25 protein-coding genes, 1 tRNA gene and 1 riboswitch are annotated in these 26,611 nt (G+C 59.0%); of the genes, 12 read left to right on the top strand and 14 right to left on the bottom strand.

The genetic code is table 11. The annotated features are described in order from the left end of the window. Positions 1–98: 98 nt before the first annotated feature. The 6 genes from KQ940_RS09655 (at position 99) to KQ940_RS09630 (ending at position 6,331) form a co-directional block, all read left to right on the top strand. Positions 99–1,547 carry a nucleobase:cation symporter-2 family protein gene (locus KQ940_RS09655; protein ID WP_217413323.1) on the top strand — a complete coding sequence of 483 codons (1,449 nt, stop codon included), beginning with the start codon at positions 99–101 and terminating at the stop codon, positions 1,545–1,547. Between the two features lie 31 nt (positions 1,548–1,578). Beyond that, positions 1,579–2,925, top strand: coding sequence for an 8-oxoguanine deaminase (locus tag KQ940_RS09650; protein ID WP_343222641.1), 1,347 nt, complete (start codon positions 1,579–1,581; stop codon positions 2,923–2,925). Between the two features lie 125 nt (positions 2,926–3,050). Continuing rightward, entirely contained in the window at positions 3,051–3,767 is a 717-nt protein-coding gene (locus KQ940_RS09645) for a DUF5020 family protein (RefSeq protein WP_217413322.1), read from the top strand. A gap of 154 nt (positions 3,768–3,921) precedes the next feature. Next, on the top strand, positions 3,922–4,797 hold the full coding sequence (locus tag KQ940_RS09640) for an urea transporter (protein ID WP_217413320.1): 876 nt from the start codon (positions 3,922–3,924) through the stop codon (positions 4,795–4,797). A 256-nt stretch (positions 4,798–5,053) separates the two neighbouring features. Next, positions 5,054–5,551 (top strand): retropepsin-like aspartic protease family protein, encoded by a 498-nt coding sequence (locus KQ940_RS09635; RefSeq protein ID WP_217413319.1) that lies wholly within the window; start codon positions 5,054–5,056, stop codon positions 5,549–5,551. Between the two features lie 231 nt (positions 5,552–5,782). Then, positions 5,783–6,331, top strand: coding sequence for a PRC-barrel domain-containing protein (locus tag KQ940_RS09630; RefSeq protein ID WP_217413318.1), 549 nt, complete (start codon positions 5,783–5,785; stop codon positions 6,329–6,331). A gap of 46 nt (positions 6,332–6,377) precedes the next feature. Here the strand turns inward: KQ940_RS09630 and KQ940_RS09625 are convergent, their stop codons facing one another. The 3 genes from KQ940_RS09625 to KQ940_RS09615 are packed head-to-tail and all read right to left on the bottom strand — an operon-like array spanning position 6,378 to position 9,707. Next, positions 6,378–7,745 (bottom strand): sigma 54-interacting transcriptional regulator, encoded by a 1,368-nt coding sequence (locus KQ940_RS09625; RefSeq protein ID WP_217413317.1) that lies wholly within the window; start codon positions 7,743–7,745, stop codon positions 6,378–6,380. Then, positions 7,742–8,242 carry a hypothetical protein gene (locus KQ940_RS09620; protein ID WP_217413314.1) on the bottom strand — a complete coding sequence of 167 codons (501 nt, stop codon included), beginning with the start codon at positions 8,240–8,242 and terminating at the stop codon, positions 7,742–7,744. The genes KQ940_RS09625 and KQ940_RS09620 overlap by 4 nt, the downstream gene beginning before the upstream one ends. Then, positions 8,235–9,707 carry a sensor histidine kinase gene (locus KQ940_RS09615; protein ID WP_217413313.1) on the bottom strand — a complete coding sequence of 491 codons (1,473 nt, stop codon included), beginning with the start codon at positions 9,705–9,707 and terminating at the stop codon, positions 8,235–8,237. Before KQ940_RS09615 ends, KQ940_RS09620 begins: the two co-directional genes overlap by 8 nt. A gap of 376 nt (positions 9,708–10,083) precedes the next feature. Between KQ940_RS09615 and KQ940_RS09610 the strand changes: the two genes are divergently transcribed. Then, positions 10,084–10,374, top strand: coding sequence for an EF-hand domain-containing protein (locus tag KQ940_RS09610; RefSeq protein WP_217413312.1), 291 nt, complete (start codon positions 10,084–10,086; stop codon positions 10,372–10,374). Positions 10,375–10,618: 244 nt separating this feature from the next. On the opposite strand, the gene KQ940_RS09605 is transcribed toward KQ940_RS09610, so the two are convergent. After that, entirely contained in the window at positions 10,619–11,941 is a 1,323-nt protein-coding gene (locus tag KQ940_RS09605) for an alkaline phosphatase PhoX (RefSeq protein ID WP_217413311.1), read from the bottom strand. 512 nt (positions 11,942–12,453) lie between these two features. Further along, positions 12,454–12,529: riboswitch (cyclic di-GMP riboswitch) on the top strand. A gap of 146 nt (positions 12,530–12,675) precedes the next feature. Here KQ940_RS09605 and KQ940_RS09600 point away from each other — a divergent pair. Further along, the gene (locus tag KQ940_RS09600; RefSeq protein ID WP_217413310.1) at positions 12,676–13,944 is read left to right on the top strand and encodes a response regulator; all 1,269 of its coding nucleotides are present in this window, start codon (positions 12,676–12,678) and stop codon (positions 13,942–13,944) included. Positions 13,945–14,073: 129 nt separating this feature from the next. Here KQ940_RS09600 and KQ940_RS09595 read toward each other — a convergent pair whose 3' ends face one another. The 3 genes from KQ940_RS09595 to KQ940_RS09585 form a co-directional block, all read right to left on the bottom strand. Continuing rightward, on the bottom strand, positions 14,074–15,465 hold the full coding sequence (locus KQ940_RS09595) for a sensor histidine kinase (RefSeq protein WP_217413309.1): 1,392 nt from the start codon (positions 15,463–15,465) through the stop codon (positions 14,074–14,076). A gap of 1 nt (position 15,466) precedes the next feature. Beyond that, positions 15,467–16,135 carry a response regulator gene (locus KQ940_RS09590; protein WP_217413307.1) on the bottom strand — a complete coding sequence of 223 codons (669 nt, stop codon included), beginning with the start codon at positions 16,133–16,135 and terminating at the stop codon, positions 15,467–15,469. A gap of 76 nt (positions 16,136–16,211) precedes the next feature. Beyond that, positions 16,212–17,426, bottom strand: coding sequence for a multidrug effflux MFS transporter (locus tag KQ940_RS09585; protein WP_217413305.1), 1,215 nt, complete (start codon positions 17,424–17,426; stop codon positions 16,212–16,214). A 291-nt stretch (positions 17,427–17,717) separates the two neighbouring features. Between KQ940_RS09585 and KQ940_RS09580 the strand changes: the two genes are divergently transcribed. Beyond that, entirely contained in the window at positions 17,718–18,356 is a 639-nt protein-coding gene (locus KQ940_RS09580) for a TetR/AcrR family transcriptional regulator (RefSeq protein ID WP_217413304.1), read from the top strand. Between the two features lie 258 nt (positions 18,357–18,614). Here KQ940_RS09580 and KQ940_RS09575 read toward each other — a convergent pair whose 3' ends face one another. The 5 genes from KQ940_RS09575 to KQ940_RS09555 are packed head-to-tail and all read right to left on the bottom strand — an operon-like array spanning position 18,615 to position 23,166. Further along, positions 18,615–19,121 (bottom strand): hydrogenase maturation protease, encoded by a 507-nt coding sequence (locus tag KQ940_RS09575; protein WP_217413303.1) that lies wholly within the window; start codon positions 19,119–19,121, stop codon positions 18,615–18,617. Next, positions 19,118–20,431, bottom strand: coding sequence for a Ni/Fe hydrogenase subunit alpha (locus tag KQ940_RS09570; RefSeq protein WP_217413302.1), 1,314 nt, complete (start codon positions 20,429–20,431; stop codon positions 19,118–19,120). The genes KQ940_RS09575 and KQ940_RS09570 overlap by 4 nt, the downstream gene beginning before the upstream one ends. Further along, positions 20,424–21,236: an NADH-quinone oxidoreductase subunit B family protein gene (locus KQ940_RS09565; protein WP_217413300.1), complete on the bottom strand. Its 813-nt coding sequence runs from the start codon at positions 21,234–21,236 to the stop codon at positions 20,424–20,426. The genes KQ940_RS09570 and KQ940_RS09565 overlap by 8 nt, the downstream gene beginning before the upstream one ends. Then, positions 21,236–22,081 carry an FAD/NAD(P)-binding protein gene (locus tag KQ940_RS09560; protein WP_217413298.1) on the bottom strand — a complete coding sequence of 282 codons (846 nt, stop codon included), beginning with the start codon at positions 22,079–22,081 and terminating at the stop codon, positions 21,236–21,238. Before KQ940_RS09560 ends, KQ940_RS09565 begins: the two co-directional genes overlap by 1 nt. Beyond that, on the bottom strand, positions 22,078–23,166 hold the full coding sequence (locus KQ940_RS09555; protein ID WP_246589922.1) for a 4Fe-4S dicluster domain-containing protein: 1,089 nt from the start codon (positions 23,164–23,166) through the stop codon (positions 22,078–22,080). Before KQ940_RS09555 ends, KQ940_RS09560 begins: the two co-directional genes overlap by 4 nt. Before the next feature lie 269 nt (positions 23,167–23,435). Here KQ940_RS09555 and KQ940_RS09550 point away from each other — a divergent pair. Together KQ940_RS09550 and KQ940_RS09545 are read left to right on the top strand one after the other, a co-directional pair. Next, a tRNA-Thr gene (locus tag KQ940_RS09550) sits at positions 23,436–23,511 on the top strand. A 288-nt stretch (positions 23,512–23,799) separates the two neighbouring features. Continuing rightward, positions 23,800–24,444 (top strand): hypothetical protein, encoded by a 645-nt coding sequence (locus KQ940_RS09545; protein ID WP_217413293.1) that lies wholly within the window; start codon positions 23,800–23,802, stop codon positions 24,442–24,444. A 63-nt stretch (positions 24,445–24,507) separates the two neighbouring features. On the opposite strand, the gene KQ940_RS09540 is transcribed toward KQ940_RS09545, so the two are convergent. Both KQ940_RS09540 and KQ940_RS09535 read right to left on the bottom strand, forming a co-directional pair. After that, positions 24,508–25,239: a 4'-phosphopantetheinyl transferase family protein gene (locus tag KQ940_RS09540; RefSeq protein WP_217413291.1), complete on the bottom strand. Its 732-nt coding sequence runs from the start codon at positions 25,237–25,239 to the stop codon at positions 24,508–24,510. Further along, positions 25,229–25,669 (bottom strand): excinuclease ATPase subunit, encoded by a 441-nt coding sequence (locus KQ940_RS09535; protein ID WP_217413289.1) that lies wholly within the window; start codon positions 25,667–25,669, stop codon positions 25,229–25,231. Before KQ940_RS09535 ends, KQ940_RS09540 begins: the two co-directional genes overlap by 11 nt. Positions 25,670–25,876: 207 nt before the next feature. Between KQ940_RS09535 and KQ940_RS09530 the strand changes: the two genes are divergently transcribed. Then, positions 25,877–26,611, top strand: coding sequence for a beta-ketoacyl synthase chain length factor (locus tag KQ940_RS09530; protein WP_217413288.1), 735 nt, complete (start codon positions 25,877–25,879; stop codon positions 26,609–26,611).

Here is a 26,611-nt window from a genome sequence, read left to right as displayed (position 1 = left end):
ACCCTGCGCAGGCTAGACATCTGCCGGACAGCTTGTGACGACCTCGCTCGGGAGAGGAGCGGGGAGAGACCAACAAAAATAACTAGGGTATTTTCACAATGGCAAAGCACAGCTCTTCGATCGATCTGGTCTATGGACTGGATGATAAACCTAGGTTTTCGGTATCGGTTTTCGCTGCGCTCCAGCACGTGCTGGCGAGCTTTATCGGTATCATCACACCGACGCTGATCGTCGGTGGCGTATTGGGGCTGGGCAGTGAAGTGCCCTACCTGGTGAGCATGGCGCTGATCGTCTCCGGTATCGGTACCTTTATACAGGCGCGGCGTATTGGCCCGGTCGGTTCCGGTTTGCTCTGTGTACAGGGCACCAGTTTCGCGTTCCTGAGCTCGATTCTGGCCGCTGGTTTTATCGTCAAGGGCAACGGCGGCGGGCCGGAGGAGATCCTTTCAACCATCTTCGGGGTCTGCTTCCTGGCCGCATTTGTCGAGATCTTCCTGAGCCGGTTTATCGAGAAGCTGCGACATATCATTACGCCGGTGGTGACCGGTACGATCATTACCCTGATCGGTCTTTCCCTGATCCAGGTTGCCATGACCGATATCGCCGGTGGTTTCGGGGCGCCGGATATGGGCGCGCCGGTCAACCTGGCACTGGCAGGACTGGTGCTGATTACCATCGTGATCTTCAACCGCTTCCAGGTGCATATGCTGCGGCTGAGTGCGGTGATCATCGGCCTGACCCTGGGCTTTGTCGCCGCCTGGTCGATCGGCAAGGTGGACTTCAGCGGTTTGAGTGAACTGTCGCTGATCGCGATTCCGGTGCCGTTCAAATACGGCTTCAGTTTTGATTTCGCCGCGTTCCTGCCGATTGCGATCATCTATGTCATCACCGCGCTGGAAACCACAGGCGACCTGACCGCGAACAGCATGGTGTCGAAGCAGCCGGTGGATGGCCCCATCTACATTCGCAGAATCAAGGCCGGCGTGCTGGCCGACGGTGTGAACTCTGCGATCGCCTCTTCCCTGAACAGCCTACCGATGACCACCTTCAGCCAGAACAACGGTGTGATCCAGCTGACCGGTGTGGCGAGCCGACATGTGGCGCTGTTTATCGCCGCGATCCTGGCGCTGCTGGGACTGTTCCCGATTATCGGCGGCGTGCTGCAGCAGATGCCGAAGCCGGTGCTGGGTGGTGCTACGCTGATCATGTTCGGTACCGTGGCGATGGCCGGGGTCAAGATCATCGCCGAAGCCGGACTTAACCGCCGCAACATGCTGATCACCGCGATCTCGATCGGCATGGGGTTGGGTGTTGCAGGTGTGCCCGAGGTACTGTCTGCCATGCCGGATGATATCAAGAACATCATCGGCTCACCGCTGACCATTGGTGCCCTGTCCGCGATCTTCCTGAACCTGTTGCTGCCGCATCATCTGGATGCCGCGCCCCATACCGCCGAGGCGTATGAGCAGGAGCCGGCCGAGAGCGGAGAGGCGTCAGATGAAAACCTCGCCATGACCGCGGCAACCGTCTCCAGCGTGGCAAAATAAGTAATCAATACCGATCAATTGGAGTAGCAGAGTGAACAGCGCTCAACGTATCTGGATTAAATCGCCTCTGGCGACCCTGGACAGCACCTGCGCCGGAGGCCTGGTGGTCGAAGGTACGCGGATTGCCGAGGTGCTGGCCGCCGGCGAGACCCCGGCCGCACCGGTCGACCAGGTGTTCGATGCTCGCGAGCATGTGCTGCTGCCCGGGTTGATCAACAGCCATCACCACTTCTATCAGACCCTGACCCGCGCCTTTCCGGCGGCGCTGAACAAATCCCTGTTCAGCTGGCTGAAAAGCCTGTATCCGGTGTGGGCGCGGCTGGGGGAGGAGATGGTCGAGGTATCGACCCAGGTGGCGCTGGCCGAGCTGCTGCTGTCGGGCTGCACCACGGCAAGCGATCACCACTACCTGTTTCCGCAGGGGCTGGAGAACGCCATCGATATCCAGATGGCGCAGGCACAGAAGATGGGGATGCGCGTGCACCTGACGCGTGGCTCCATGAGTCTGGGCGAGGAGGATGGCGGCCTGCCGCCGCAGAGTACGGTGCAGGATGAAGACGCCATCATGGCCGACAGCGAGCGCCTGATTCAGCGCTATCACCAGGCGGAAGAGGGCGCCATGAGCCGGGTGGCGCTGGCACCCTGTTCACCCTTCTCGGTCAGTGAGAGCCTGATGCAGGCCAGCGCACGTCTGGCTGAAAAGCACAATGTGCGGCTGCACACCCACCTGGCCGAGACCCATGACGAGACCGACTTCTGCATCAAGATGTTCGGCCTGCGACCGCTGGATTACCTGGAGAAAGTTGGCTGGCTGAGCGACCGGGTCTGGCTGGCCCACGGTATCCACTTCAATGAGGAGGAGATCCGCCGTCTGGGCGCGGCCGGTACCGGTATCTGCCACTGCCCCTCATCCAACATGCTGCTCGCCTCCGGGCTTTGCCCGACGCTGGATCTTGAGCGTGCAGGTAGTCCGGTAGGGCTGGGGGTCGACGGCTCCGCCTCCAACGACGGCTCCAATATGATCCAGGAGGTGCGCCAGGCGTTTCTGCTCGGCCGGCTGCGCTACGATGCCGCCGAGATCACCCACCAGAAGGTGCTGTTCTGGGCCACCGAAGGCTCGGCCCGCTGCCTGGGCCGCACTGACCTGGGCGCGCTGAGGGTTGGCATGCAGGCGGATATCGCCCTGTTCCGTCTGGATGAACTGCGCTTTGCCGGTGCCGGCGATCCGCTGGCGGCACTGGTGCTCTGCGGTGCCCACAAGGCGGACCGGGTGATGGTCGCCGGGCGCTGGCGGGTAACCGATGGCGCGATCGAGGGCTTCGACCTTCAGGCGCTGATCGAACGCCAGAAGAGCCTGGCCCGGAAACTGGCCGCTTAAGTAAAACCCACTGATCAACGCATTTGGCAATGCCGGCTTTCGGGCCGGCAGGGCCGAACTCATCTCGAATCAGCCGTTTTGATCGACATGAAACCTCAAAATAACAACGAAGGATGATAAACACGATGACAATTACAAAAACCGCAGCCTGCATTCTGACCGGCGCACTGCTTTCAACCTCGGTATCCGCCGAGCAGCTTTGGAGCTCGTTCAGCCTCAGTTACCTGAACGGCAGTGACTATGAAGTGGGGGACAGTGACCGCCAGGTGGTCACCGTCGAGCACGCCAGTGGTCATAACTGGGGTGACAACTTCTTCTTCCTCGACCGTCTGAAATCGTCCAACGGCTACACCGAAAACTACATGGAGCTGTCGCCACGCCTGAGCCTGGGCTATCTGACCAACAGCGAGCTGTCGTTCGGACCGGTGAAGGACGTGCTGCTGGCCGGTACCTGGGAGAGCGGCGAAGGGTTCGATAACTACCTGGCCGGTGTCGGGGTCAGCCTGAATGTACCGGGATTCCGCTACTTCAACGTCAACCTGTATCACGTCAACAACGAGCTGAAAGAGGACGATCGTCAGCTGACCCTGACCTGGGGCCTGCCGTTCGAACTCGGCAGTGCCGAGTTCCTCTATGACGGTTTCCTCGACTGGTCCAGCGAAGAGTCCGACCACGCCGCCGAGATGAACTTCACCTCACAGCTGAAGTGGAATGCGGGCAAGCTGTTCGGTAGCAAGGCGCCGGTGTATGTCGGTATCGAGTACGCGCACTGGAACAACAAGTTCGGTATCGACGGCGTCGATGAGCGCAACCCCTCCCTGCTGCTGAAGTGGCATTTCTAATCGGGGCGCGCTGAAAAAAACCGCACCCCGCAGGCTTCCCCCTTTCGAGCCTGCGGGGGGCGTTGCTTGATTCCGGCACCATTCGACACCCCCTGTTGGATGGTGCCGTTTTTTGTCATCAGGTGTCCTGCCGGACGCCGTGGGAGCGTGAGACGTGACCGCAGGACTTCAGTTTATCCGGTCCTTTTTGATCGGCTTCAGCCAGATCATGCTGCAATCGAACAGCCTGACTGGATTATGTTTTCTGGCCGCTATCGCGGTGAATTCGCTGCCGATGTGCCTGGCTGCCGTGGCCGGCAGCCTGACCGCCTGTCTCGGTGCCTGGGTATCGGGTGCCGACAAAGCGCATCTCGAGCAGGGGCTGTACGGGTACAACGGGGCGCTGGTGGGGTTGGCCTGCGCACTGTTCTGGCCTTCGGCCAGCGCGCTGCTGATGATCATCCTGCCGATCGCGGCGCTGCTGAGTGCGGGGCTGATGCGTCTGTTCCTGGAACCTCGGTTCTCAGCGTGGATTGGCTGCCCCGCCTATACCGCGCCGTTTATTCTCTCGATCTGGCTGGTCACGGCGGTTGCCGAAGTCGAACCCGCGCCCGGGGCAGCGGTTACGCACACCGGGTTGGACAACCTGCTGCTCGGATTCGGCCAGGTGTTGTTGCTGGATAACCCGATCGCGTGCCTGCTGATACTGGCCGGACTGGCGCTCGAGTCCCGTCCTGCGCTCTATTGGGGAGCGGTTGCCGTGGTGCTCAGCAGCGGCTGCGCCTTTCTATTGGGCGCAACGCCAGATGTCATCTTTACCGGTGCCTATGCCTATAACGCGGTACTGGTTGCCATCGCGCTCTCGGTCAGACCCAATCTGGGTGCTCTGCCCCTTATCGCGGCTATTCTGCTCAGTGTCCCGGTCACCGGATGGCTGAAGCAAAGCGGTGTGCCGGTACTGACTGCACCGTTCGTCATCGTCAGCTGGTTGGCGCTGCTGCTGGGCAGGCTCGATATCGTGGTTGGAGACCAGGTCCCGCGCAGTAACTGAAGGCTGTGCGTGGTTGCTCCGATTATTCGAATGAACAATGTTAAGGGCGTATTCAGTAACTAGACTTCATAACAGCAGGAGGGTCGTGACTGTTTTTTGAACAGCGCGCGGCTCAATGTTTAGGGACACAGAGATAACCTCGGGGTGTGCAACGAACGGGGTTTAAGGTGCAAAGGCCAGGGGAGGGCGTATTAGCGAGCGGCAGTGCAGAGTCGGCACCGCTGCCTTAACCCTGTTGTCAGACGAGTTGCCTGTCATGAATTTTCGTATAACTGCAGCCCTTAGCGGGCTTTGCGCCCTGCCCCTTAGCCTCCCCACGGTTGCGGCCGACACTGAGATGCGTGTACCGATGCAGGAGGGTAGTGCCACTACCTTCTATGTGCAGGCCTCCCTCGGGAGTTTGCAGAACATGGACTTTATGGTTGATACCGGATCAGGTTACACGACCATCAACGAAGAGACCCTCGCCGGTTTACAGGCGGCTGAACAGGCTGTCTATCGGCGCGATCTGGTTGGCGTTCTGGCTGACGGGTCGGAGATCCGCGTGCCTGTCTATCGACTGTCGAGCCTGAAGATAGGCGACTGTCGGCTGAACGATATCGAGGCGGCAGTCTTTCCCGGCAAAACCCGGCAGATTCTCGGGCTCAGTGCGTTGAAGCAGGTAGGCACATTCACATTTTCGTTTGATCCGCCGCAGCTGGTGCTGAACCGCTGTCCGCAAACCGACCTGCTCGCCGCCGAACTGGAGCCCTGAACCGGCCCGGTCGCCGGTAGACGACAGGATCGGGGGTGGTAGCGGGGCGTTGCTAGCGGATAGGTCGCCAATCTTGGTCTTGGTTTGATTTTTTTACTTTTAACATCAACAGGTTATTTTATTGTTTTGCCCCGGATGACGGAGTTGGCTTGGAACTTGCGATCACTTGGTTACCCATCCGGAAACAGGTTTCCCCGGATGGATTTAACTAATCGTAATCGGGAGGTTCACATGAAAATGGAATATCGTCAGTTTATGTTGGCAACTGCGGTGAGCGCGCTGTTTTCGACTCAGGTTTGGGCCGCAGAGGATGCAGCACCGTCATTGAAGGCGGAAGGTAGCCAGAGTGAGACGGTCGTGGTGGAGGAGGCCTCTCCGGCGCCGATGCCTGCGACCAAAACGCAACAGAGCGCACCGCAGACCACCTTCGCAACGCCCGAAGTCCTCATGATGTACAACAAGAGCCCGCAAGAGCTGGTCGACCGGGAGGTGATCGGTGTTGATGGTGAGGTGTTGGGTGCGATAGATGAGGTTGTCGGTGGCCGGGTCAGCGGCCGGGTGTATGCGGTGATCTCGCGTGGCGGTTTTCTCGGTATTGGCGCCTCCAAATACGCCGTAGAGCTGGATGAGTTGCGTATGGCCGATGATCAGCTGCAGATGGCGATCACCGGCGCTGAGCTGGAGATGCGTCGCGAATATGTAGCGGATCGTTATGTACCGGTCGTACCGATGGATCATCCGGTCAGCGAGTTTTCCGCATTTGAAGCGGCACCGCAGTAAAAGGTTCAGTCGGGCCGCAGCGCTTGGCGCTGGCGGCCCGCGTTATTCACGCATCGTCCGCTCGCTTGAACATACCGGGCGTCAAATGGTTTCTCTGCAATAAACGGTAGAACTCGGTGCGATTACGTCCCGCCAGTCGTGCCGCCTCCGCCACCTGTCCATTGGTAATCTTCAACAGCTGTACCAGATAGTCCCGCTCGAACTGCTGCTTGGCTTCGACATAGGTGCGGATGCCGGTGGGTTTTTCGTGCAGGGCCCGCGCCACCAGCGTTGCCGGCACCAGAGGAGTGGTGCAGAGCACGCAACACTGCTCGACCACATTCAGTAGCTGGCGCACGTTGCCGGGCCAGTCATATCCGATCAGACGCTCCAGCGCCTCGGGGGTGAAGTCCTGGGCACGATGCGGGTGTTTTTCGCGCAACAGGGTCAGGAAGTGGCGTGCCAGCAGCGCGATATCTTCCGGGCGCTGGCGTAACGGCGGCAGTGTCAGCGTCACCACATTGAGTCGGTAATAGAGATCTTCGCGAAACTCGCCGGCGGCAATCGCGTTCTCCAGATTACGATGGGTCGCCGACACGATACGCACATCGACCGGAATCGACTGGCTGGCGCCCACCGGGCGGATCTCGCGATCCTGCAGTACACGCAGCAGCTTGGCCTGCAGCGCCAGCGGCATGTCGCCGATCTCATCGAGGAATACGGTACCGCCCGAGCCGGTCTGGAACAGCCCCTTGTGGGCGCTGGTGGCACCGGTAAAGGCCCCCTTGGCATGGCCGAAAAGCTCCGACTCCAGCAGCTGCTCGGGAATGGCGGCGCAGTTGATCGCTACCAGAGGCTTGTCATGACGCGGACTGGCCAGGTGAACCGCGCGTGCCAGCACCTCCTTGCCGGTGCCCGAGGGGCCTTGAATCAACACGCTGGCTTCGCTGGCGGCCACCAGCTGAGCTTCGGCCAGCAGCGCCTCCATGGTTGGGTTAGCGGTAATGATCCCGGCCCGCCAGGGCGCATCGGCATTGTCGGCCAGTGCGGTTTCATCTCTGCCTGGGGTGTTCAACGCGCGATCCAGCAGCTCCATCAGCTCCTGGTCATCAAACGGTTTGGTCAGGTAACCGAACAGTCCGCGCTGGGTCGCCTTGACCGCATCGGGGATGGTGCCGTGGGCGGTGAGCAGAATCACCGGTAGCGCGGGGTCCTGTTGATGGATCTGCTCAAACAGCTCCATGCCGTCCATTCCGCCCATGCGCAGGTCGGTAAGAATGGCGGCGGGACGGGTAACGGCGATGCGGGCGAGCGCCTGCTCCGCGCTGGCGGCGGTCTCCACCTGATAACCGGCCGCACGCAGGCGGATGGAGAGCAGCTGCAGCAGGCTCGCATCGTCGTCGACCAGCAGCAGGGTACGCCTGGGTGAGCTCACGGTGTCGTCTCCTGCTCTACTGTCGAGGGTTCCAGCTCCTCCTCCAACCCCTTGAGCTGTTCGATCTTGTCGCGATACTCGCGTGTTTCCCGCAGTTGCTGGCGCAGACGCTGGGTCAGCAACAGGTTGCGTTGGAGGAGTGTCAGCAGTTTCAACTGCTCGGGCTCCAGCGTCGGTTCACGCTGTAACGCCTCGAGCAGCTGGCGTGCCCGTATCAGTTCGGCATCGCTGGCGCTGCTGCGGCCGAACAGACAGGCAAGTCTGAACCGGCCGGCGATGGGATTGCTGGACAGTGTCTGCTCCAGTTCCGTCTGGCGCCGCTTCACCTGGGCCGGATTCAGGGTATCGTTAGCCGCGACACAGTTGAGCATTTCGGTTAACGACAGCATCTGTCCGGGTGTTCCAGTTGCATCAGCTGTACCAGGCTTTAGGTCCGACTGGGTACAGCCGGCCAGGCCGAACAGCAGCACAAGAAGCAGCGTATATCGGTTAGCCACGGTCGATACTCTCCTTTGCACTATCCATTGCAATCTCCTTTGCAAGCGGCAGGCTGATCTGGAAACAGGCGCCGCTGGTGATCTCCGGTTGCAGGGTCAATTCTCCTCCTTGCAGTTCGATGTGGGCCTTGGCGATGGCCAGCCCCAGTCCACTGCTCTTGAGAGCCCCGCGGGGCTGCGGGGTTCCCTTGAAAAAGGGTTGGAACAGCTGGTCGACATGCTCTGGCGCGACGCCCGGGCCCTGATCGCAGACCAGGATCTCGATCCGCTGGCCCTGACGTGCCGCATGCAGTTCGATGGTGCCGGCTTGCGGACTGAATTTGATCGCATTGCCGATCAGGTTTTCCAGCGCGATTGAGAGTCTGCCCCGGTCGGCGTAGATGCGTAGCGGTGGGACCTCCAGGTGCCAGCTCAGCTGTTTGCTGCGCATGGCCAGGTCGAAGCGTTTGGCTACTTCGTCGACGAGGAGGCGCAGTTCGAACCAGTCGGGTTCCAGTCGCGGTTCGCTCAACGCCTCGTTGTAGCGTAACAGGTCCTCGATGCGCTGACGCAGTTCTTGCGTGCTGGCGCGCATAATCTCGACCACCTCCCGCTGCTGTACTGTCAGGGGGCCTGTCACTTCGTCCCGGAGCAGCGCAACCGCTTCCATCAGGTTGGTCAGCGGTGTCTTCAGCTCGTGCGATACCTCGCGAAAAAAGCTCAGTTTGCGGGCTTCCAGCTCCTGCAGACGGTTGCGTAACCAGTCCAGCTGCTCGCCGAGATAGACCAGGTCCCGGGGGCCTCGTATTGCGCAGGGCGTATCCAGATCATTCTGGCCCAGGCGGCGAATAGTGGCGGCCAGTTGGGATACGGGGCGGCCAAGCAACCAGGACAGGGTGCCGGAGAGTAGCAGCGAGAGGAGAATCATCGCCCCCGCCAGGGTGATCATCCCGGCCTGGATGCGGTCGGCGGTTTCGTTCATGCCGGTCACCTGATCGTTGATGACCTGTGTTGAAGCATCGCTCAACGCACGGGTCGCCGCATCCAGACGCTCGAAATCCTCCCGGTAGGTTTCGAGAACGCCCGTCGCAGGCGCTTGAATAAGACGCTCGTAAAGCTCAACCTCCATCGCGTTGAGATCGGCCAACTGGCGCTCCTGCTCAACGTTCCACGGCATCGGCGCAAGCGTATCCAGGGTTTCCTGAAAACGCAGATGAGCACGCTCGAGACGCTGCTTCAACGCCGGGTCCTCCAGCACGAAGTACTGTCCGGCCGCTCGCTTGAGGGCCAGCTCCACTTCGCCGAGCTGACGGCTGGCTTGGGTGATATCGGCACTGATATTGACCGAGCGCCGCCCCTCCAGGGCCATCTGTTCGAGTGCATGAGTCATCACCAGGATCCCGCCCAGCAGCGGCAGAGCGACGACAACGAAAGCTGCCAGCAGGAGTGCCGAGAAGGAGGGTGGAAGCTTGAATGTCAGTCTCATGGGCTCTGTTATCCATAACCTGATGACGCGATGCTCAACGGTAAGTAGCGGCTGAGACATCGATGGGCAACTTGAAAAGCTAGCTTACAGAGCGCAGCGGGCGCTAATGGTTCCCACTTCAGCCTAGCGGCAGGCGAGCAGATCTGCCCGAATTTACGCCGTCGCTGCGTGACAACATATAAAGTCTTTTTATATCAATGACTTAATTTTTACTGCTGTTTTGTAGTCGCCTGCAGGCGACAGCGATGCGGCGAATATCGGACAGATATCGGTTGATGATTTCGTATCATGTTGATGTATAAGGTTTTTTATAAAGTGGCACAAACTCTGCTCTACTCATCGTGCACACCCCATTTATTGACTACAGGAGGATGTCATGAAAAAAACGAGTCTTACCGCTGCAATTGGATTCTCTGCTTCCATGCTGGTGTCGGGATTGGCCCTGGCAGGAGATGCACAGGTGTCTCAGTTCGACGCTTTGGATCAGAACAAAGATGGTCAGTTGAGCACGGAAGAGGTTAGCGTCAACGAGGAGCTGACTGAAAAGTGGTCCGCCATCGACGCTGATGAAAGCGGCACCATCGATCGTATCGAGTTCAGTGCATTCGAGCCGGTACAGGAGCAGGGGGGCGAAATGGCGCCGACCGAAGAGGGTAGCGCTAACTGATCTAACGGGTAAACGACTCCTCTTGGACGGGGGAGATTCGTCGCTGGAATAGTCCTTTCGGGACTGGTAGTGCGCTGAGTCGGTGCAGCTGAACGGCATCCGTAACAGGGATGCCCTTCAGCGGCGCGAGAGTTTGAAGGGGGCTCTCAAATCGGTTCAGCAATACGCTGCCGTCCCGGAACCGACGCCCGCAGGTGGGTGTCGTTAAAGCCTGGTTCCGGTTAACGCCAGGCTTTCTTCCGTTCTATTTCCCGTTGCCTTTGCTGACCTTGCGGATCGCCCAGGTGCCGTCGCCGTCGTCGTGCTTGGAGTGCTGCACGTTGACGAACAGGGTATCCGGGTCCTGGCCGAAATAGATGCCGGTGCCTTCGGCGCCGTCGTCGGTCAGGGAGGCAAAGAGTTCGGCCCACGCCGCCTTGCCGGCATCCTTGCGGCTCGGCTGCGCAATCCAGATGTCGGACGGGACGTTATCCTCGATAATCACCAGTTTGCCATCCGGGGTCTTGGCCAGGTTGTCCGGATTGTCAAAGCCGGTCGTGCCGCTGCTTTCCACCGCCACATTCACCCCCGGCTTGACGAAGTCGCTCACCACTAGGCTGTCCAGGTCGACCGCCAGCACACGGCCGTCGTAGTTCTGCGAGCCACCGGTGTAGGTGCCTTCGGTAATTGCGGCGTACAGGGTATTGCCGATGATCTGCAGATCTTCCGGTCGGTTGTAACGTGCAGCCTGCACGGCGAGGCCCGAGCTGCGCGGATCCTGCGGATCGATCGGGCCCGCCCATTCGCCCTGGCCGATGAACTCCTCATCGCTGCTGTCGACCTTCAGGACATACAGCTCTCCGGAGCTGAGGTCGCCGTACGTAGCGGGAACGAACTTGTAGATTCCGCCACCCAGACCGTCGCGCTGGCCGCGGAACTCATCGACCACATAGACATTGCCTTCGTTATCGACTTCGATCCCCTCGTGAGCCAGACGACCGACCTCGGGACGGTCGTAGATGGTGGCCTCAGTCGGCACGCCGTCCTTGTTGTACTCAAACACCACTTCAAACAGGCGGCCGCCGGTGGTCTCCTCCGCGAAGAGCAGGGTGCCCCAAGGGGTCCAGCGGATCCCGTCCAGTGCAGTGTAGCCGTCATAGTCTTCGGTTTCGGGGTTGTCCGCTTTCTGCGCCAGCAGGATGTGCTGACCGGTTTTCAGGTCGACCATGGACAGGGCTCCGCCCTCAGGGTGCTCACGGGTTTCGTGGGTGCGGAATAGAAAGCGACCGGCATGGGGGCCGTTTTCGTTCACGGTGTTCATATCGTGCCAGTCATCCTGGCCATCGGCATAGATATTCTGGCCGTCACCGCCCCACATGTCACGGGTCTCACCGGATACCAGGTACTGTTCGAAACCCTCGGGAATAAGCCAGGGGGCGGCGGCATCGTTCTCGGCGCCGTAGGCAGAACCGCTGATCGGTTTGAATCCGAAAGGGCCTGTAGTAGAGTCGCCCCCTGCCAGAGCAGCGGTGTTACCTGCGCCGAGAAGCGCCAACGCGATGCCCACGCAGATCTGTTTCTTCAACATGAATGATTCCTCGAAAAGCCTTGGGTCAGAAGAGAGACGTTGGGCCGAGAAACTGCATCGACTCACTCTCGGCAATGTGCCTGACGCAGTATTGGGAGGGGACTTTTCAGTTAAAAAACAGTTTCATTAATCTGGTATGAAACTTAAATAAAACCACCTGCACGATCTTGGAAATAAACTGAGGAGTTTATTTTTCGTCTCTTTTTAGATACTTATTTATATAAGTGTACAGATCTAGAGCGGCGGCACTCAGTTATTCGCTGAGTACCATCCGATGCGTCAGGCAGGGGGAGGTAATCCGGGTATATAAATAAAGCCATCGACGTTTGTGAGGCATATTTAAATCATTGTCTCTAAATGGGTACGGTGTATGGCATTTGTGCGGGCGTTGGTGTTTTTTGCTTGACAAGAGAGGCTCTGGAGCTAACGATTGGTGAAATAATCATCAATGCATAGACTATAGTTTTTTCAAGAGGGGCCGATACCCTCTCTTGTGCGTTGTAGAGATCCTTTCTCGATAATGGCAAACCCCGAGTAATCGGGCGACGCAAAGCTTCAGGTCCCTCCGGGGATAGCTGGGCCATCGAAGGAGAGTGAGCTTGCAAGTCCACGACTTCTGAGGATCTTGAGTATGCCGTTTTTCTAGGGCGGCGCTCAGAACTCTAACCGCTCTGAGCGTCTTTTTGAATTTGGGTGTGGTGATCAGCAGACCACAGAAAAAAGACAGGCGCATTATGAACAGGGCAGATTCCGGCGGTTCACACACAACCGCGCCACTGAAAATTCTCTTCATCGATCCGCATGCCGCATTCGTGACCTGGGGCAGCGGCTTGGTTCAGTACGGCTGCAACTGGCAGGTCGTTCGCACGGATGACGGGCGTGCGGCACTCACCATGTTGGCGGAAACTAACTTTGATGCCGTTATCGTTGCGGCGCTGAGCAGTTTCGAGCGCGAGATCGGTATCCTGCGTCAGGTGGCGTCCGCCAAACCGAAAACCGCGCGTATTCTGCTGTCGCCGGCATTGAGTGCGGCTAACCTGGCCAAGGCGCTCGATGTGGTGCATCGCAACATATTCCAGGGTAGCAGCATCGAAGAGATCGTGTCATCCGTCGAGCAGACGGTGATGGTGACGCGGCAACTCTACCGGGACAAGGTGGTGCGCTCCTTTGCCGCGTTCCGCCAGCTGCCTTCTCCGCCGTCCATCTATCATGAGCTCAGCCGGGCGCTGAACAGCGATCGCACCAGTACCCGCGATATCAGCGCCATCGTCGAGCGCGATCCGGCGCTGGCGGCCCGTATCCTGCGACTGGTGAACTCGAGCTACTTCGCGCTGAGCCGTCACATCTCCAACCTGAACGAAGCGGTGACGCTGCTGGGCGTGCGCACCGTGCGCGGGCTGTCGCTGGCGGGCCATCTCAATGCCCACTACCCGGAAGCATCCGCCTGGAAGGTGTTTTCGTTCGACATGATGAGTCAGCGCGCGCTGTGTGTGGCGCGTCTGGCACAGGAGATCTGCACTCCTTATGGCAAAGGTCAGGCGCTGAAGGATCAGGCGTTTCTGGCCGGTCTGCTGCTCGATATCGGCATGCTGATGCTCGCCGCCGAGCAGGGACAGGGCTACCTGAAAGTGATGAAGTATGCCGCACGCAAGCAACTGCCGCTGCATGTTGTGGAGCGGATGGCCTATGGCGTTACCCATGCCGAGTTGGGTGCCTACCTGCTCAACATGTGGAACCTGGCACCTCAGGTGGTTGAAGCGGTTCTGCTGCACCACGAGCCGGACGAAGCGGTGGGCGATAGCTTCACGCCACTGAGCGCCGCGCATATTGCCGATGCGTTGCTGCCATCGATAGGTAACGAGCTCGATCTGGATCTGTCGGCCAGCCTGAGCGAGAACTACATCGACCGCATCAACGCCAAGCAGTACCTGCCAAGCTGGAAGATGCAGGCAAACGGTTATCGCCTGCGCATGCGCGAATCGGAGCGAGCACAAAGCGCCTGAAAGCCACTGCTCTGATACTGCTGGATCTACTGCTGGATCGATCATCAACACCCGGGGGCTACCTGTACCCTCCGGGCGTTGGTGCATTAGCGTCTTTGCCCGGGTTCGCCCAGTGTTAACCTGCCAACCCTAGCTGTTGGGCTCAGGCTCGGCGCTGGCCACGGCGCCCGGACAGGTCAGTTCCACGCACAGCCCGTGGGAGCCTAGTTGGGAGTCGCTGAGGGCGACCCGATAGCCGGTGCGCTCGCAGATCTCCTGTACGATCGACAGGCCGATCCCGCACCCCTCACTGCCCTGCCCGGCCGCACGATAGAAGCGGTCGAATACGCGTACTTTCTGTTCATCGTCCAGCCCTGGGCCGGTATCGCTGATCCTGACCTGCAGATCCCCATTGTGCTGACCGATCTCGATCAGAATGCGTCCGCCATCGGGGGTGTAACGCAGCGCGTTGTCGAGCAGGTTGCGTAGCAGGATATCGACGCAATCCGGCGTGACGCGTGCGTGTACGGGCTCTGCCGGCTGCAAGCTGACGTCAAGCTTGCGATTACGGATCATGCGGCGCTGATCCTGCAGCAGGCCATTGAGGCCGGCGTGGATGTCGGTCAGCTCGAAATTATCCCGACGCTCGCCGCTTTCGAGGCGGCTCAAGGTCAGCAACTGGTTGACCATATGACTGAGCCGGTCGACGGCATTGATGATCTGCTGCTGGCTGACCAGGTTTTCGGTATCGGTCAGCATCAGGTTCTGTGCCTGGATGCGGATCGCGGCGAGCGGCGTGCGCAGCTCGTGGGCGGCGTTACTGGTAAACCGCTTCTGCTGCTGCAGCGACCGCTCCAGCGCTTTCATCAGTCGGTTGATCGAATAGACGACGCCGGCGATCTCATGCGGTGCCGACCTGATGTCGATCGGATCCAGGTATTCGGCGCTGCGCTTGTACAGTTCGCTGGAGACCCCCTGCAGTGGCCGTAAGCCGCGGCGCACGATCAGCCAGATCATCAGCCAGAGCAGTGGCACGATAAGCAGCAGGGGCTGAATATTGTGCTTGTTGATCTCCTCGGCGATCTCCTCGCGGATCTCCATATCCTGACCGACCTTGATCCAGAGCCCGCTGTCGGAGTGCAGGGTAAAGGTGCGCCAGCGCTGATCGTGCTCGTAACCATAACCGGGAATACCGTCCCAGTTCAGCGCTGCGCTGTCAGCGCTATTGCCGAGCAGTGGGTGGCCGGCGTTATCCCAGACCTGGAAGGCCAGTTTTTTCTCGTAGCGATGGCCCAAGTCGCTGAGCTCTGTCGCCTGGGTCGCGATCTGTTCGGGCAGGTGGATATCCAGTGCGGGATCGTCCTCATCCTGGCTGATAAACAGGGATTCAAGCACCCTGGCGGCCTGGGCGAGTTCCGCATCGTACACCTCTTCGGTCTCGTAGAGGATGTCCATATAGCTCAACAGATAGCCGGCACCCAGCAGCAGCGTGGTGGCCAGGGTCAAGCCGACGATCAGATATTGGGCGATGGAGCGCTGCACGTCAGGCGTTCTCCGGTAGTACCAGGCGGTAACCTATACCCCGCACCGTGCCGATCAGCGCACGACCGAGCTTGCGCCGCAGGTGATGCACATGGACCTCGATGGTGTTGCTTTCGATCTCCTCATCCCAGCGGTAGAGGTGATCGATAATCGTCTCGCGACTGAACACTCGGCCTGGGCTGGAGGCCAGCAGCGTCAGCAACTGATATTCGTGTCGATTGAGAGGCACCTCCTCGCCGTTCCGTTCGACCCGATGGTGGCTGGGGATGATCTCGATCTCGCCGAGCTGAATCGTCGGCGTGGCAATGCCGCTGCTGCGGCGGACCAGCGCACGCAGGCGCGCCATCAGCTCATCGATGTCGAAGGGTTTGGCAAGAAAGTCGTCGGCCCCGGTATCGAGTCCGCGCACCCGCTCGCTGATGCCGTCCCGGGCTGTCAGAATCAATACCGGCAACGGGTGGCCATCACCGCGCAGGCGTTTGAGCAGGTCGATGCCATCCATGTCCGGCAGCCCGAGATCGAGCACCAGCGCGTCGAAGTCTGTGCTGCGCAGAGCACCCAGCGCTTCCGTTGCGTTGGTGACCCACTCGGCCGGAATCCGGTGCTGTTTCATAGCGCTATGCAGCCCCTGACCGAGCAGGGGGTCGTCTTCAACGAGGAGTACCTTCATCGCCTTTCACGTTCATGTAGGGATGCCTCAGTCTACCCCCTTTTACTTAAAGAAGTCTTAATTCACCTCAGCACATTTACCGCGCTACCTGTGGCTGGGGGCCCATCTGCAGCAGCAGTCGTATGGTCGGTGCCAGCAGCGCACATGCGAACATCACCAGCGTCATCGGCAGCGGGGTCTCGTCATAGAGCAAGCCGACCAGTGACCCCGATAGCGCGCCGAAGGCGAAACCGCAGGCACCCATCAACGCCGTGGCGGTGGCGCTGTTGGTGGGAAACAGGTCGGTCATGCCGGCCATTGAGTTGGCACTGACCAGTCCATGGCAGCCAAAGAACAGCATCACCAGCGGAATGAACAGCGCTAGTTTCAGATCGCCACCAAGACAGGCATAGCCGAACAGCAGTGCGCCGGTGAGGATCTGGATCAGTTGTCCGGCCAGTAGCAACGTGCGGGGGGCGTGGCTGGAGAGCAGACGTATGTTGACCTTGTTCAGCAGTACCAAGGCGATAACATTGGCGCCAAAGGCGAGTGGATAGGAGGACTCACTGAGGCCGAAATATCCCATATAGACCGAAGGTGAGCCGGTAATGAAAGCGAACAGACTGCCGTAACCGAAACAGGCGGAGAACAGGTAGCCGAGTGCATGACGGTCACGCATGACCATCCAGTAGCGACGAAAGGCGTTGGGTTTGTTGACCTGGACCTGGCGTGTTTCCGGCAGGGTCCGATGGATCACCGCCGCGAGGATGCAGCCATAGAGCAGCAGCAGACTGAATATCATCTGCCAGCTCAGCGTCTGCAGTATAAGGCTGCCCAACACCGGCGCCAGCAGTGGCGCCAGCATCAGGATCATCGCCATCCGCGACATGGTCTGCGCGCTCTCCCGTCCGCTATACAGATCGCGGACGATGGCCGGTGTATTGACCACGGTGATTCCGCCGCCAAGTGCCTGGACCACCCGGAATACCCAGAGCCATTCGATCGATGGCGTGAAGGTGATCGCCAGGGAGCCGAGGATGAACAGGCTCAGGCCACAGAAAATTCCGGTGCGGCGACCGAAATGGTCGGAGAAGGGACCGCCGATCAGTTGGCCGATGGAGAAGCCGACGAGAAAGAAGCTGATCGAAAGCTCCACATCGGGTACCGTGCGACCCAGCTCCCGGGCAATGGTCGGGATTGCCGGCAGATAGGCATCGGTGGCCAAGGGTGCCAGCGCGGTCAACGCCGCGAGAATAAACACGAATCCGGGAATGACAAGACCTGCGTCATGGCTAAGCGCTTTGGACTCCATATAAGGTGATGCTCCTTCAGAACTCGCGAGCGCGCGCGAGCCGACAGATGGGTAATGGGTCAAGTATTGGTACTGAACGCTCTCCACGAGCCTGCGTCTGTTATCGTTGCGCGATGGGCTGAACTGCCAACTCTGGGCGTGAGGGGCACTGGCTAAAAAGTTGGAGAGGGTAGAAGAATATAGTGTAATATACATTACATTATTGCGACGGGTCCACTCATATTCCGGTGTGATCCACTATGATCGCCGGCTTGGTGGTTTAATCTCTATTGAGGAGTGGGCAGAGTAGGCATGAGTCATTCACTTCTATCTGAATGCTCGGATAAAGGGCTGACCGCGAAGGGTCTGGAGCGTCGACGTCGCATCCTGGATGCCGCCAAGGAGGTGTTTCTGGAGCAGGGGTTCGAGAACGCCAGCATAAGCGACATCATGAAACGCGCCGGTGGTTCGATGACTACCCTTTATCGCTGTTTCGGTAACAAGTTGGGATTGCTCGAGGCGATGATGCAGCAATCCTGCGATGACCTCTTTGCCAGTTTCGATCAGGACCGGATCTGGAGCGAGGACCCGGCATCCACCCTGTACCGCTTTGGGCAGCGTTTCATCGATATGATCAGTCGCCCGCAGGCGATCGCCATGTATCGCCTGGTACTTTCCGCCAATAGCGCGGAGCGTGAACAGATCCAGGCGGTATTCTACACCTCAGGCCCGGACCGGATACGCAAGCTGCTGACAGTCTACCTAGAGAAGCAGAAAACCGAGGGGCGTTTGAATATCGATTGCTGCACGGTTGCAGCGGCACAGTTTGTCGAGATGATCAAGCAGCCCTGGCATCTGCAGGCGTTGCTGGGGATCCCCTATGACCCTGCCTTACCGGAGAGGAGTTTGCGCCAAGGGGTAGAGATCTTCCTCAACGGTACAACTGCCTGAGTCGAAAAAAGGCCGGCGTGGCGGAAGTGCCTGATCGCCGGCCCGGGAAGAAAACGTCGTTGATTGGAGTCTACCAGTTCTGCCGGACGGGTTGAACTCCGGGCAAATATTACTCATCTGCATACTGCTATCGCTGTATATTTTTCAATCGCAATTTGGATTGGAGCGGTTAGAATGCACGTCATCCGTACCTCCCGCACAGTTTTTGCCCGGTACTGACCCGGTCTGGCAGGCTCTCCCGGCCTTTGCCGATAGTTTTCAAAATTTTCGATACCTCTGAGGCTCAGCATCAGCATGTTTCATATCGTCTACCAGGCGCTGGTGAAGGCGTTCCACCAGTCCGTTCACGCCTGCGTCAACCGCCGGACTCAACTGCTCGCTGAGAGTATCCGCCGCGTTGATCGTCAAACAGTGGAGTTCGAGTCGCGCAGGCAGCATGCCAAGCCGCTCAGCCAGCCGCAGGCTATCGGCCAGGCCGAACCCGTGTGAGCCGACGGCGCTATTGCCCGACCGCATAAGCTGTTCTAACCCCGGCTGGCAATAGCGGCCGGGAGTGCCCTCGATTAGAAGAGCATCCACCAACCAGCACCACTCAGCATTGGCCAGATACTCGATCAGGCTGGCGCCGGGACGGTCGAGTGCGCAGAGATCGCAGCGGGTTTGAGCCGGCAGTTTTGCCTTCAGACGAGCGATCACCTCCCAGCCCAGCCGGTCATCGCCGGCAGGGGAGCCGACACCGATCACCTGCAACCGAGCAGCACTCAACGCCGCCGCTCCAAGTCCAGCTTCAGGAAGTGGGTTGCACAGGAGATGCAGGGGTCGTAGTTGCGGATCACCTTTTCGCAATGCAGGCGCAATTCGTCGTCACTGTGCTCCAGTCCGAAACTCTGCAGCGAGCGCTGCAGATTCTGCTCGATCCGGGCCTGGTTCTGGCTGGTCGGTGGCACGATGCGGGCGCTTTTGATCAGCCCGTCGGCATCTGTTTCATAGCGGTGCCAAAGCAGGCCGCGGGGGGCTTCGGTAGCACCGAAACCAACGCCGGCACGGGGCGTGACCGGATCGAAGGGGGCTGCCGGGTACTCGTAGCTTGCGGTGATCTCGATCGCCTCGTGGATCGCCAGCTCGATCTCCACGGCGCGGGCCAGCATGCTGTGGAACATGTTGCGGCTGGGGAAGCGAATACCGGTGTTGTCCAGATTGCTTCGCACCGCACCTGGTAGTCGGTCCAGATTCAGGTTCAGGCGTGCCAATGGCCCCACCAGATAGGGTTTACCCTCGTAAAGCGACCAGAGCGCCGTCGAATGCGGCGCATGCTCCTCACGGAAGTGGTTATCCCACTGTGTGGCATCGATCGACAGGCCATCCGAGCTGACCAGCGCGCCGCTATAAAACGGATATTCGGTGTCCGCTCTGAGGGCGACGCTGGTGAAGTCGTCGTCATCCTCGGGCAATGGCAGCAGCGCGCACCAGCGGGTCAACTCAGCGGCGTACTCCTGGGCCTCCTGCAGACGTGTATGCAGCGCCGAGATATCGGATGGTGCAGGGGCGTGATGAAAACCACCGACGCAGGTGCCGACCGGGTGCACCGAACGGCCGCCGAACAGGCGGATGATCGAGTTGCCCAGCGCCTGCAGGGCGAGCCCGCGCTGTACGGCGTCCGGGTGTTTGGTGGCCATGCCGATGGCGCTGTCGAAGCCGAGGTAGTCGGGCAGCGCCAGCAGGTGGATATGCAGGGCGTGACTCTGCAGCCACTCGCCGCAGTAAAACAGGCGGCGCATCCGCTCAACCCAGGGCGAGGGCATATGGCCGAACGCCTGCTCCAGCGCCTTAACCGCGGTCATCTGGTAAGCCACCGGACAGATACCGCAGATACGCGCGACGATGTCCGGCACCTCGGTGTATTCACGCCCCTCGAGAAACTTCTCGAAATAGCGTGGCGGCTCGAAGATGGACAGTTGCAGCTGTTCGATCCGACCATCGTCAATCGCCAGCTTCAACGAGCCCTCGCCCTCGACCCGGGTCAGTGCCGGGACATCGATCCGGATGCGCCGGGAGGTGGGTTGTGCATCAGTCATCGCTGTCGTCTCCACTAACGCCGCTGCGGGCGATCAGCCCGGCATCGTGAAATGCGGGCGCGGCGCTGTTGATCAGCAGGAAGCGTCGTGCGATCGCCTGCGGCAGCAAGCCCAGACCTGCGAATCGCTTACTGAGGCTGGCGGTGTTGGGGTTATCGGCCGGGCCGTAACAGCCGTAGCAATCGCGGCCGAAGCTCGGGCACAGGGCGCCGCAACCGGTACGGGTAACGGGGCCAAGGCAGGGTTTGTCCTCGGTGACCATGACGCAGACCCGCTGCTGACGCTTGCACTCCAGACAGACCTTGTCCCGGTCGTCGATAGGAGGGACGCCGAACAGCAGCGAGTTGATGGCGGCGAGCAACTGGCGGCTGTTGATTGGACAGCCCCAGAGTTCGAAGTCCACCCGCACCTCGTCGGCGATGGGGCGGGCGTGGTTCAGTGTCTTGATAAACTCGGGTTTGGCATAGATCGCATCGCGCCACTGCTCATGCTGGTTATCCAGATTGCGCAGTGCCTGCAATCCGCCTGCGGTGGCACAGGCGCCGATGGTGATCAGGTAGCGGCTGGATTCGCGCACCTTGCGGATACGCTCGATCTCGTCCTGGGTCGACAGGCTACCCTCGACAAAGGCGATATCGACCTCGGCCTCGGGGGCGTCGAGGCCCGCCTCCAGAAAATGCATGATCTCCACCCGTCTGGTCAGCTCCAGCAGATCGCCGCCCAGGTTCAGAAAGGCCAGTTGGCAGCCGTCGCAGGAGCTGAATTTGTGTACCGCTATCCGGGGCTTTTTTTCCAGGTTGTGCATCAAAACCCCCGTGTACCTAGAAGCTCGCGAACTGCCGGGTAGTTGAACACCGGGCCGTCCTTGCATACGAATGCCGCGCCGAACTGACAGTGGCCGCAGTGGCCGATAGCGCACTGCATGTTACGTTCCATACTGAGCCAGATCTGCTCCGGCTCCAGGCCCAGCTCGATCAGTCGCTCGGCGGATGCGCGCATCATCGGTTCGGGTCCACAGAGCATGGCCAGAGAGCGCTCCGTATCCAGATGCAGCTGGTCGAGCAGTCCCGTTACCATGCCGGTGTGCCAGCGCCAGGAGGCATTCGCCTGATCGGCGGCCAGCAATACCTGGGTGTCGGGCTGTTTCGCCCAGTGCTCGTACTGATCACGCCAGATCAGGTCGTCGGCGTGCTTGACCCCCTGTACCACCGAGATCCGGCCAAAGCGACTGCGCTGGCGCATCAGCTCGTGTACCACGGATACCGCCGGGGCGCAGCCCAGACCGCCGGTGATGATATGCACATCCTTGCCCTGTGCCAGGTTCAGCGGCCAGCCGCGCCCGTAGGGGCCGCGTACGCCCAGTCTTGCACCCGGTTCGAGCTTGACCAGGGCGCGGGTTACCCGCCCGACCGCGCGGATGGTGTGATCGAGCAGCAGGGTTTGATCCAGAAAGCTTTGCGGTCCGGACTTGATCGAGATCGGTACCTCGCCGACACCATACAGGTACAGCATGTTGAACTGGCCTGGCGCGCAGTAGAACCGGTGGCGGGCATCCGGGTCGGTCAGCCTGAGACGCAGCGTAACGATGCTGGGCGTTTCCTGAACCCGCTCTATCACCTCTGCTTCCAGCGGGAGGTAGGGGTTGATCATGCCGAATCCCCCGCGCTGTCTTTGCAGATGACGGCAAGCTCCTCGGTGGGGTCGATACCGACCGGACACCAGCTGATACAGCGTCCGCAGCCCACACAACCGCTGCGGCCGTACTGTTCGTGCCAGCTGCCGAACTTGTGGGTCAGCCATTGACGATAGCGGCTTGCGGTATCCTTGCGCAGGGTGATGCCGTGTATGTAGCTGTGGCCGGGGCTGAAGCAGGAGTCCCACTGACGCTCATGGGCCGTGCTCTGGCCGGAGATCGACGGTACCGAGTTCTCGCTATGGCAGAAGCAGGTGGGACAGACCTGGGTGCAGTTGCCGCAGCTCAGGCAGCGCTCGGCCACCGCTTGCCACTGCGGATGATTGAGGTTGCCGAATAGCATAGCCTGCAGGTCTCCCTCGGGTAGCTGGCGTTGCTGAGCGTCAGCCGCCGCGCCCGTTTCGCCCCGCGCAGCGGCAAACAGCGCCGCATCACCCGCTTCCAATGGCAACCGATGCAGCAACATCTCACCGGCCAGACTGCCGGCGGTGACGAAGTAACCCAGATCGGTTTCATACAGGGACAGATCGTATCCGGACCGCGCCTCCGGGCCATCGCCGGTACTGGCGCAGAAACAGGTCTCGGCCGGGTGGGTGCAATGCACAGCGATCAGCAGCAGGCGCTTGCGCCGTGCATCGTAGTAGGGGTCGGGGAAACTGTGCTGAAAGTGCTGGTCCTGCAGCGCAAGAGCTGCCAGGTCGCAGGCGCGCACGCCCAGTATGGCCACCGGCTCGGTTTCGGTTGGCGCCTGGTAGAACTTGAGGCTTCCGTCGCTCTTGACCTCGCTGTACCAGAGCTCCTCGCGCGGGGCAAAAGTCAGCGGCTTTATCGCCTGCGGGCCGTTGGCCCAGGCGAAATTGCGCGTTGAATCGGTTTGGTGCAGGCGGTAACGACCGTTGGACTGCTCCTGAGTGACGCCCTTGGGCAGCTGCTTCACCTTGTCCAGCGTATCGTACAGAATCGCGCCATCGCGGACCTGAGGCGCGACACAGCGGAAGCCGTCATCGATCAGCGTATCGATCAATGTCTGCAAACGCGCCATCGGAAGAAACCCCGGTGTCTCCATTACGCCGTCCCCCACCATTATTATGATTGTCCGCTCAGGTATCCCTGTCTACCGGTTCGAGAACTCGGCAGCGAATCCCTATAAAGTAGAAGGTTATCAACGGCTGCTCAAGTGGCACTTGTCGAGTGGCACTTGTCGAGGCTCTTGTTGTGGCTCTTGTGGCGGGATGGGTGCGTTGCTACTATCCGGCGCATTCGCGACTATCCTTGCAGATATCCACCCAGGTCTTGCAGATATCCCACCAGGCCGTTGTAGCTCAGTCGGTAGAGCAACTGATTCGTAATCAGTAGGTCGGAGGTTCGATTCCTCTCAACGGCACCAATACGCTATGTTGATGCGCTGTGAACCTCTGATTGACGCTCACCATACCGGCATGTATTTTTGTAACCCGAAGTCAGTAATTGACTATCTTTGACGACACTTTTCCGTTGTCGCATAGGTCTTGGATAAAGGAAACGCTTGGTCAGTTCATGATCGGCGCTTGGGTAAAAAGGAAACCCAATGTACAGGCTACTCATTCTACTTTTCAGCCTTGCCCTTGCGGGTTGTATGTCCCAGTTTCAGCAACCGTCAGATCAGCCATCAGAGAGATATGACGGCATATGGGAGGTGAAGTTCACCTTCCCGCTGGGACAGCTCGGTCGGTTCGATTGTACGAAGGATGAGTGGTATGCACTTATCTTTGTTGAGGATGGGGTGGTCGGATTGCCGGCGGTGGGGCCTTTTCTTGGGCGGGTAGACCCGGATGGAAAATTGTTGGCCAGGTTTCCAGCAGGGGAGTACACGACAATCTACTTATCCAAAGGTGTCGTCGATTTAGTCTTCGATGCTGTGCTGGAAGAGTATGCCGGTGAAGGCAAAGCGATGTTAGCTCTCCATGACACTGAGCAGGGGTGTATTGGATCTGCGCACTATCGGCGGTTGGACACTAAAGCGCTGCTCAAAAGACCTTATGCGTTGGAAAAGACGATGACATATAGACGAGGGCCATATCGTACCGAAAGTGCGATATTCAAAAGCATGCCGATCCTATCGAACCATGGATCGGATTTCGTCCTTGAGTTGCCGTTTTCTTTACCTCCCTGCTACGGCTTTTGGAGCAAGAGTGCGGAGAGCGACAAGAAAGGGCGTTGGTCAGCATACTGTGGACGCCAGGTAACTGCTTCCGGCACCTGGTTGTACGACGGTGACAGGTTTGAGGCACAGGGCATCGATAGTTACGGTAATAACACTGTATTTTCCGGTCGCCTGTAGAGGGTACTCATCGCCCTATCCGCCGGATCTCCTGGGGCGTTGAGACTATCCAGGCATTCGCGACTACTTTTGAACGGGATAAGTCCGCGGGATTGGTTTAATACTGAAGGTAGTATCTTGGTTCAAGTCCAAGAAGATCTTTATCAGTTTTGCCGGAGGGGCGGTGCTTTCGTTGACGACTGCCACGCGGTAATCGTCAACAATGTATTCGTTCAGCTGCCAAGGAGACTCTTGATCCAACAGGGCGTGGTATGAGATCGATGCTAAGGAGGTTGACGCCTGCTCTTGAACAGGGAGGGCTTTATACAGGGCTTCCTTGGCGCACCAGAGCCTATAAAAGTACGTATTCCCCTCGTTTTTATCCTTTGGCAATCGTTGAAGCTCATCCTCACTCATAAACAGCTCAGCAAGCTGTTTGAAGTTTCTTCTGGCTTTCATCAGTTCCACATCGACTCCGACTTGCGCTGTGCTCAAAGCAAAGCAGATCAAGTCATGGCTGTGGCTTAAACTGGTATGGCAGGTCGAGCTCAAGTTATGGATAAAAGGAGAAGCTTGAGTACTGTCTTCTATATCCCAGCTGGTGGTGGGTTGACGGTATAGCTGGCTCAAAGCGGAGCAGATCAACAGCCTGCTATAGAGATACTGCTTTTTCCGCGGTGCGGACTTGATGGCGTGATAACGCTCTTGCTGTCTTTGCGGTAGTAGAACGAGCTTGGTTGCAAACGAGTGCGGGTTGGAACCACCGGTTCTGGTGTACCAGAACCGGGTGGTCGGGGTGTCCTGCTTACTTGGCAAGCTTGACCACTTCTCCGGTCAGAGCAACGCCGGCCATGATCGCCCCGGCATGGCATTCATACTGAGTGTTGCTGCTGACTTTGTTTTTCTTGTAGTAACTGGCAATGTTGATGACCGCATTGCCGCCTTCAGCTTTGGCGCGTTCCTGAAGTGAGAGCAGTGCGGACAAAAGCACCCATTGACAGGCTTCTTCGTCGCTTTTGTTGAAAGCGTTGGTCTTTTTGTTAGTTGAAAAATCGCCAAAGGATTTTGTGACTTTCGAGTGTTTCTGGTTGGCAAAGTAGAATCGGATATTCGGGTCCAGACGCTCTTTGAAATCAGCCGATGCCATCGCGTCTTCGATCGACAGCATGTGCTTGGTGTCCCGACTGAAGGCTTGGGGCGATACGGCAAATAGAAACAGTGATAGGCAGATAGCGATGAGCTTCACATTTGACTCCTTGTGTTGGCAGATCCATAGGTGTCGCCGATTATAGGCAGGGCGAGATGGAGGATCAATCGGCTTGCTATTTGCATCGTGGATGTGAGCGGGTAAAATCCGCTTGTCACTCAATAGGGACAGTGTTGTTAAGACTAGCTAGGATGGTGTGGCTTGCTTTGATTTTTCGAAACTCGGCAAGCGGGAGTATGGACTTTGTTGAGTTTCAAGTTGCAATCATGGAATGCTGTGGCGCCTGGACTGGAGAGCAAGGCCCAGTGGCGCAGTTGGCTGGAACGGCCGTTTCCTCTCTCATCTGATCTTCATAAAGTATCGCTGACCCAGGTATCCCCGATTTTGCGGCGACGCTTTACCGAGTTGGGCCGGTGCGCAGCGTCTGCGGCATTGCCGTTGCTCGAAAATATCGATGCTGTTCCGGGAGTATTCGCATCCCGGCACGGCGATACGCCGCTGACGCTGTCCCTGCTGGAGGGGATTGCCGAGGATCAGCCGATGTCTCCCACCGGCTTCAGTCTGGCGGTACACAACGCCGTGGCCGGTTTGTTGTCGATCGCCCGCAAGGATGTCAGTGAAGCCACCTCCATCGCAGCTACCGAAAACCTGATTCCTCTCGCGTTGCTTGAGGCAGTGACCCGGCTGCAGGAGCACGAGCAGGTGTTGTGCATCATCTATGACGTGCCGCTGCCCGAACTTTACCGTCCCTACGCGGAGAGTGAATCTTACCCTTTTGCTCTTGCGATGCGGCTTAGCCGCCGCGAGGGTGTCGATATGGTGCTTGAGCATGGTTTGCACCATCAGCTGCAATCAGAAGAGGCAAGCGATCTGCTGCGGGTCATGCGCCTTCTTTGCGATCTGGACGGTACAGCTAACTTTCGCTCCGGGTCGGGTGTCGGCTGGAGCCTGCGCAGGAAGGCCGATGCACGGGAGAACTGA

It is taken from the genome of Marinobacterium ramblicola, from assembly GCF_019084545.1.
GTDB lineage: Bacteria > Pseudomonadota > Gammaproteobacteria > Pseudomonadales > Balneatricaceae > Marinobacterium_D > Marinobacterium_D ramblicola.
This window is presented reverse-complemented; position numbering and strand designations above follow the sequence as displayed.

Coding starts and splice junctions, on each gene's coding strand:
- KQ940_RS09655 (WP_217413323.1), top strand. CDS start 99: ATGGCAAAGCACAGCTCTTCGATCGATCTGGTCTATGGACTGGATGAT.
- KQ940_RS09645 (WP_217413322.1), top strand. CDS start 3,051: ATGACAATTACAAAAACCGCAGCCTGCATTCTGACCGGCGCACTGCTT.
- KQ940_RS09635 (WP_217413319.1), top strand. CDS start 5,054: ATGAATTTTCGTATAACTGCAGCCCTTAGCGGGCTTTGCGCCCTGCCC.
- KQ940_RS09630 (WP_217413318.1), top strand. CDS start 5,783: ATGAAAATGGAATATCGTCAGTTTATGTTGGCAACTGCGGTGAGCGCG.
- KQ940_RS09615 (WP_217413313.1), bottom strand. CDS start 9,707: ATGAGACTGACATTCAAGCTTCCACCCTCCTTCTCGGCACTCCTGCTG.
- KQ940_RS09610 (WP_217413312.1), top strand. CDS start 10,084: ATGAAAAAAACGAGTCTTACCGCTGCAATTGGATTCTCTGCTTCCATG.
- KQ940_RS09605 (WP_217413311.1), bottom strand. CDS start 11,941: ATGTTGAAGAAACAGATCTGCGTGGGCATCGCGTTGGCGCTTCTCGGC.
- KQ940_RS09600 (WP_217413310.1), top strand. CDS start 12,676: ATGAACAGGGCAGATTCCGGCGGTTCACACACAACCGCGCCACTGAAA.
- KQ940_RS09590 (WP_217413307.1), bottom strand. CDS start 16,135: ATGAAGGTACTCCTCGTTGAAGACGACCCCCTGCTCGGTCAGGGGCTG.
- KQ940_RS09585 (WP_217413305.1), bottom strand. CDS start 17,426: ATGGAGTCCAAAGCGCTTAGCCATGACGCAGGTCTTGTCATTCCCGGA.
- KQ940_RS09580 (WP_217413304.1), top strand. CDS start 17,718: ATGAGTCATTCACTTCTATCTGAATGCTCGGATAAAGGGCTGACCGCG.
- KQ940_RS09570 (WP_217413302.1), bottom strand. CDS start 20,431: ATGACTGATGCACAACCCACCTCCCGGCGCATCCGGATCGATGTCCCG.
- KQ940_RS09565 (WP_217413300.1), bottom strand. CDS start 21,236: ATGCACAACCTGGAAAAAAAGCCCCGGATAGCGGTACACAAATTCAGC.
- KQ940_RS09560 (WP_217413298.1), bottom strand. CDS start 22,081: ATGATCAACCCCTACCTCCCGCTGGAAGCAGAGGTGATAGAGCGGGTT.
- KQ940_RS09555 (WP_246589922.1), bottom strand. CDS start 23,166: ATGGCGCGTTTGCAGACATTGATCGATACGCTGATCGATGACGGCTTC.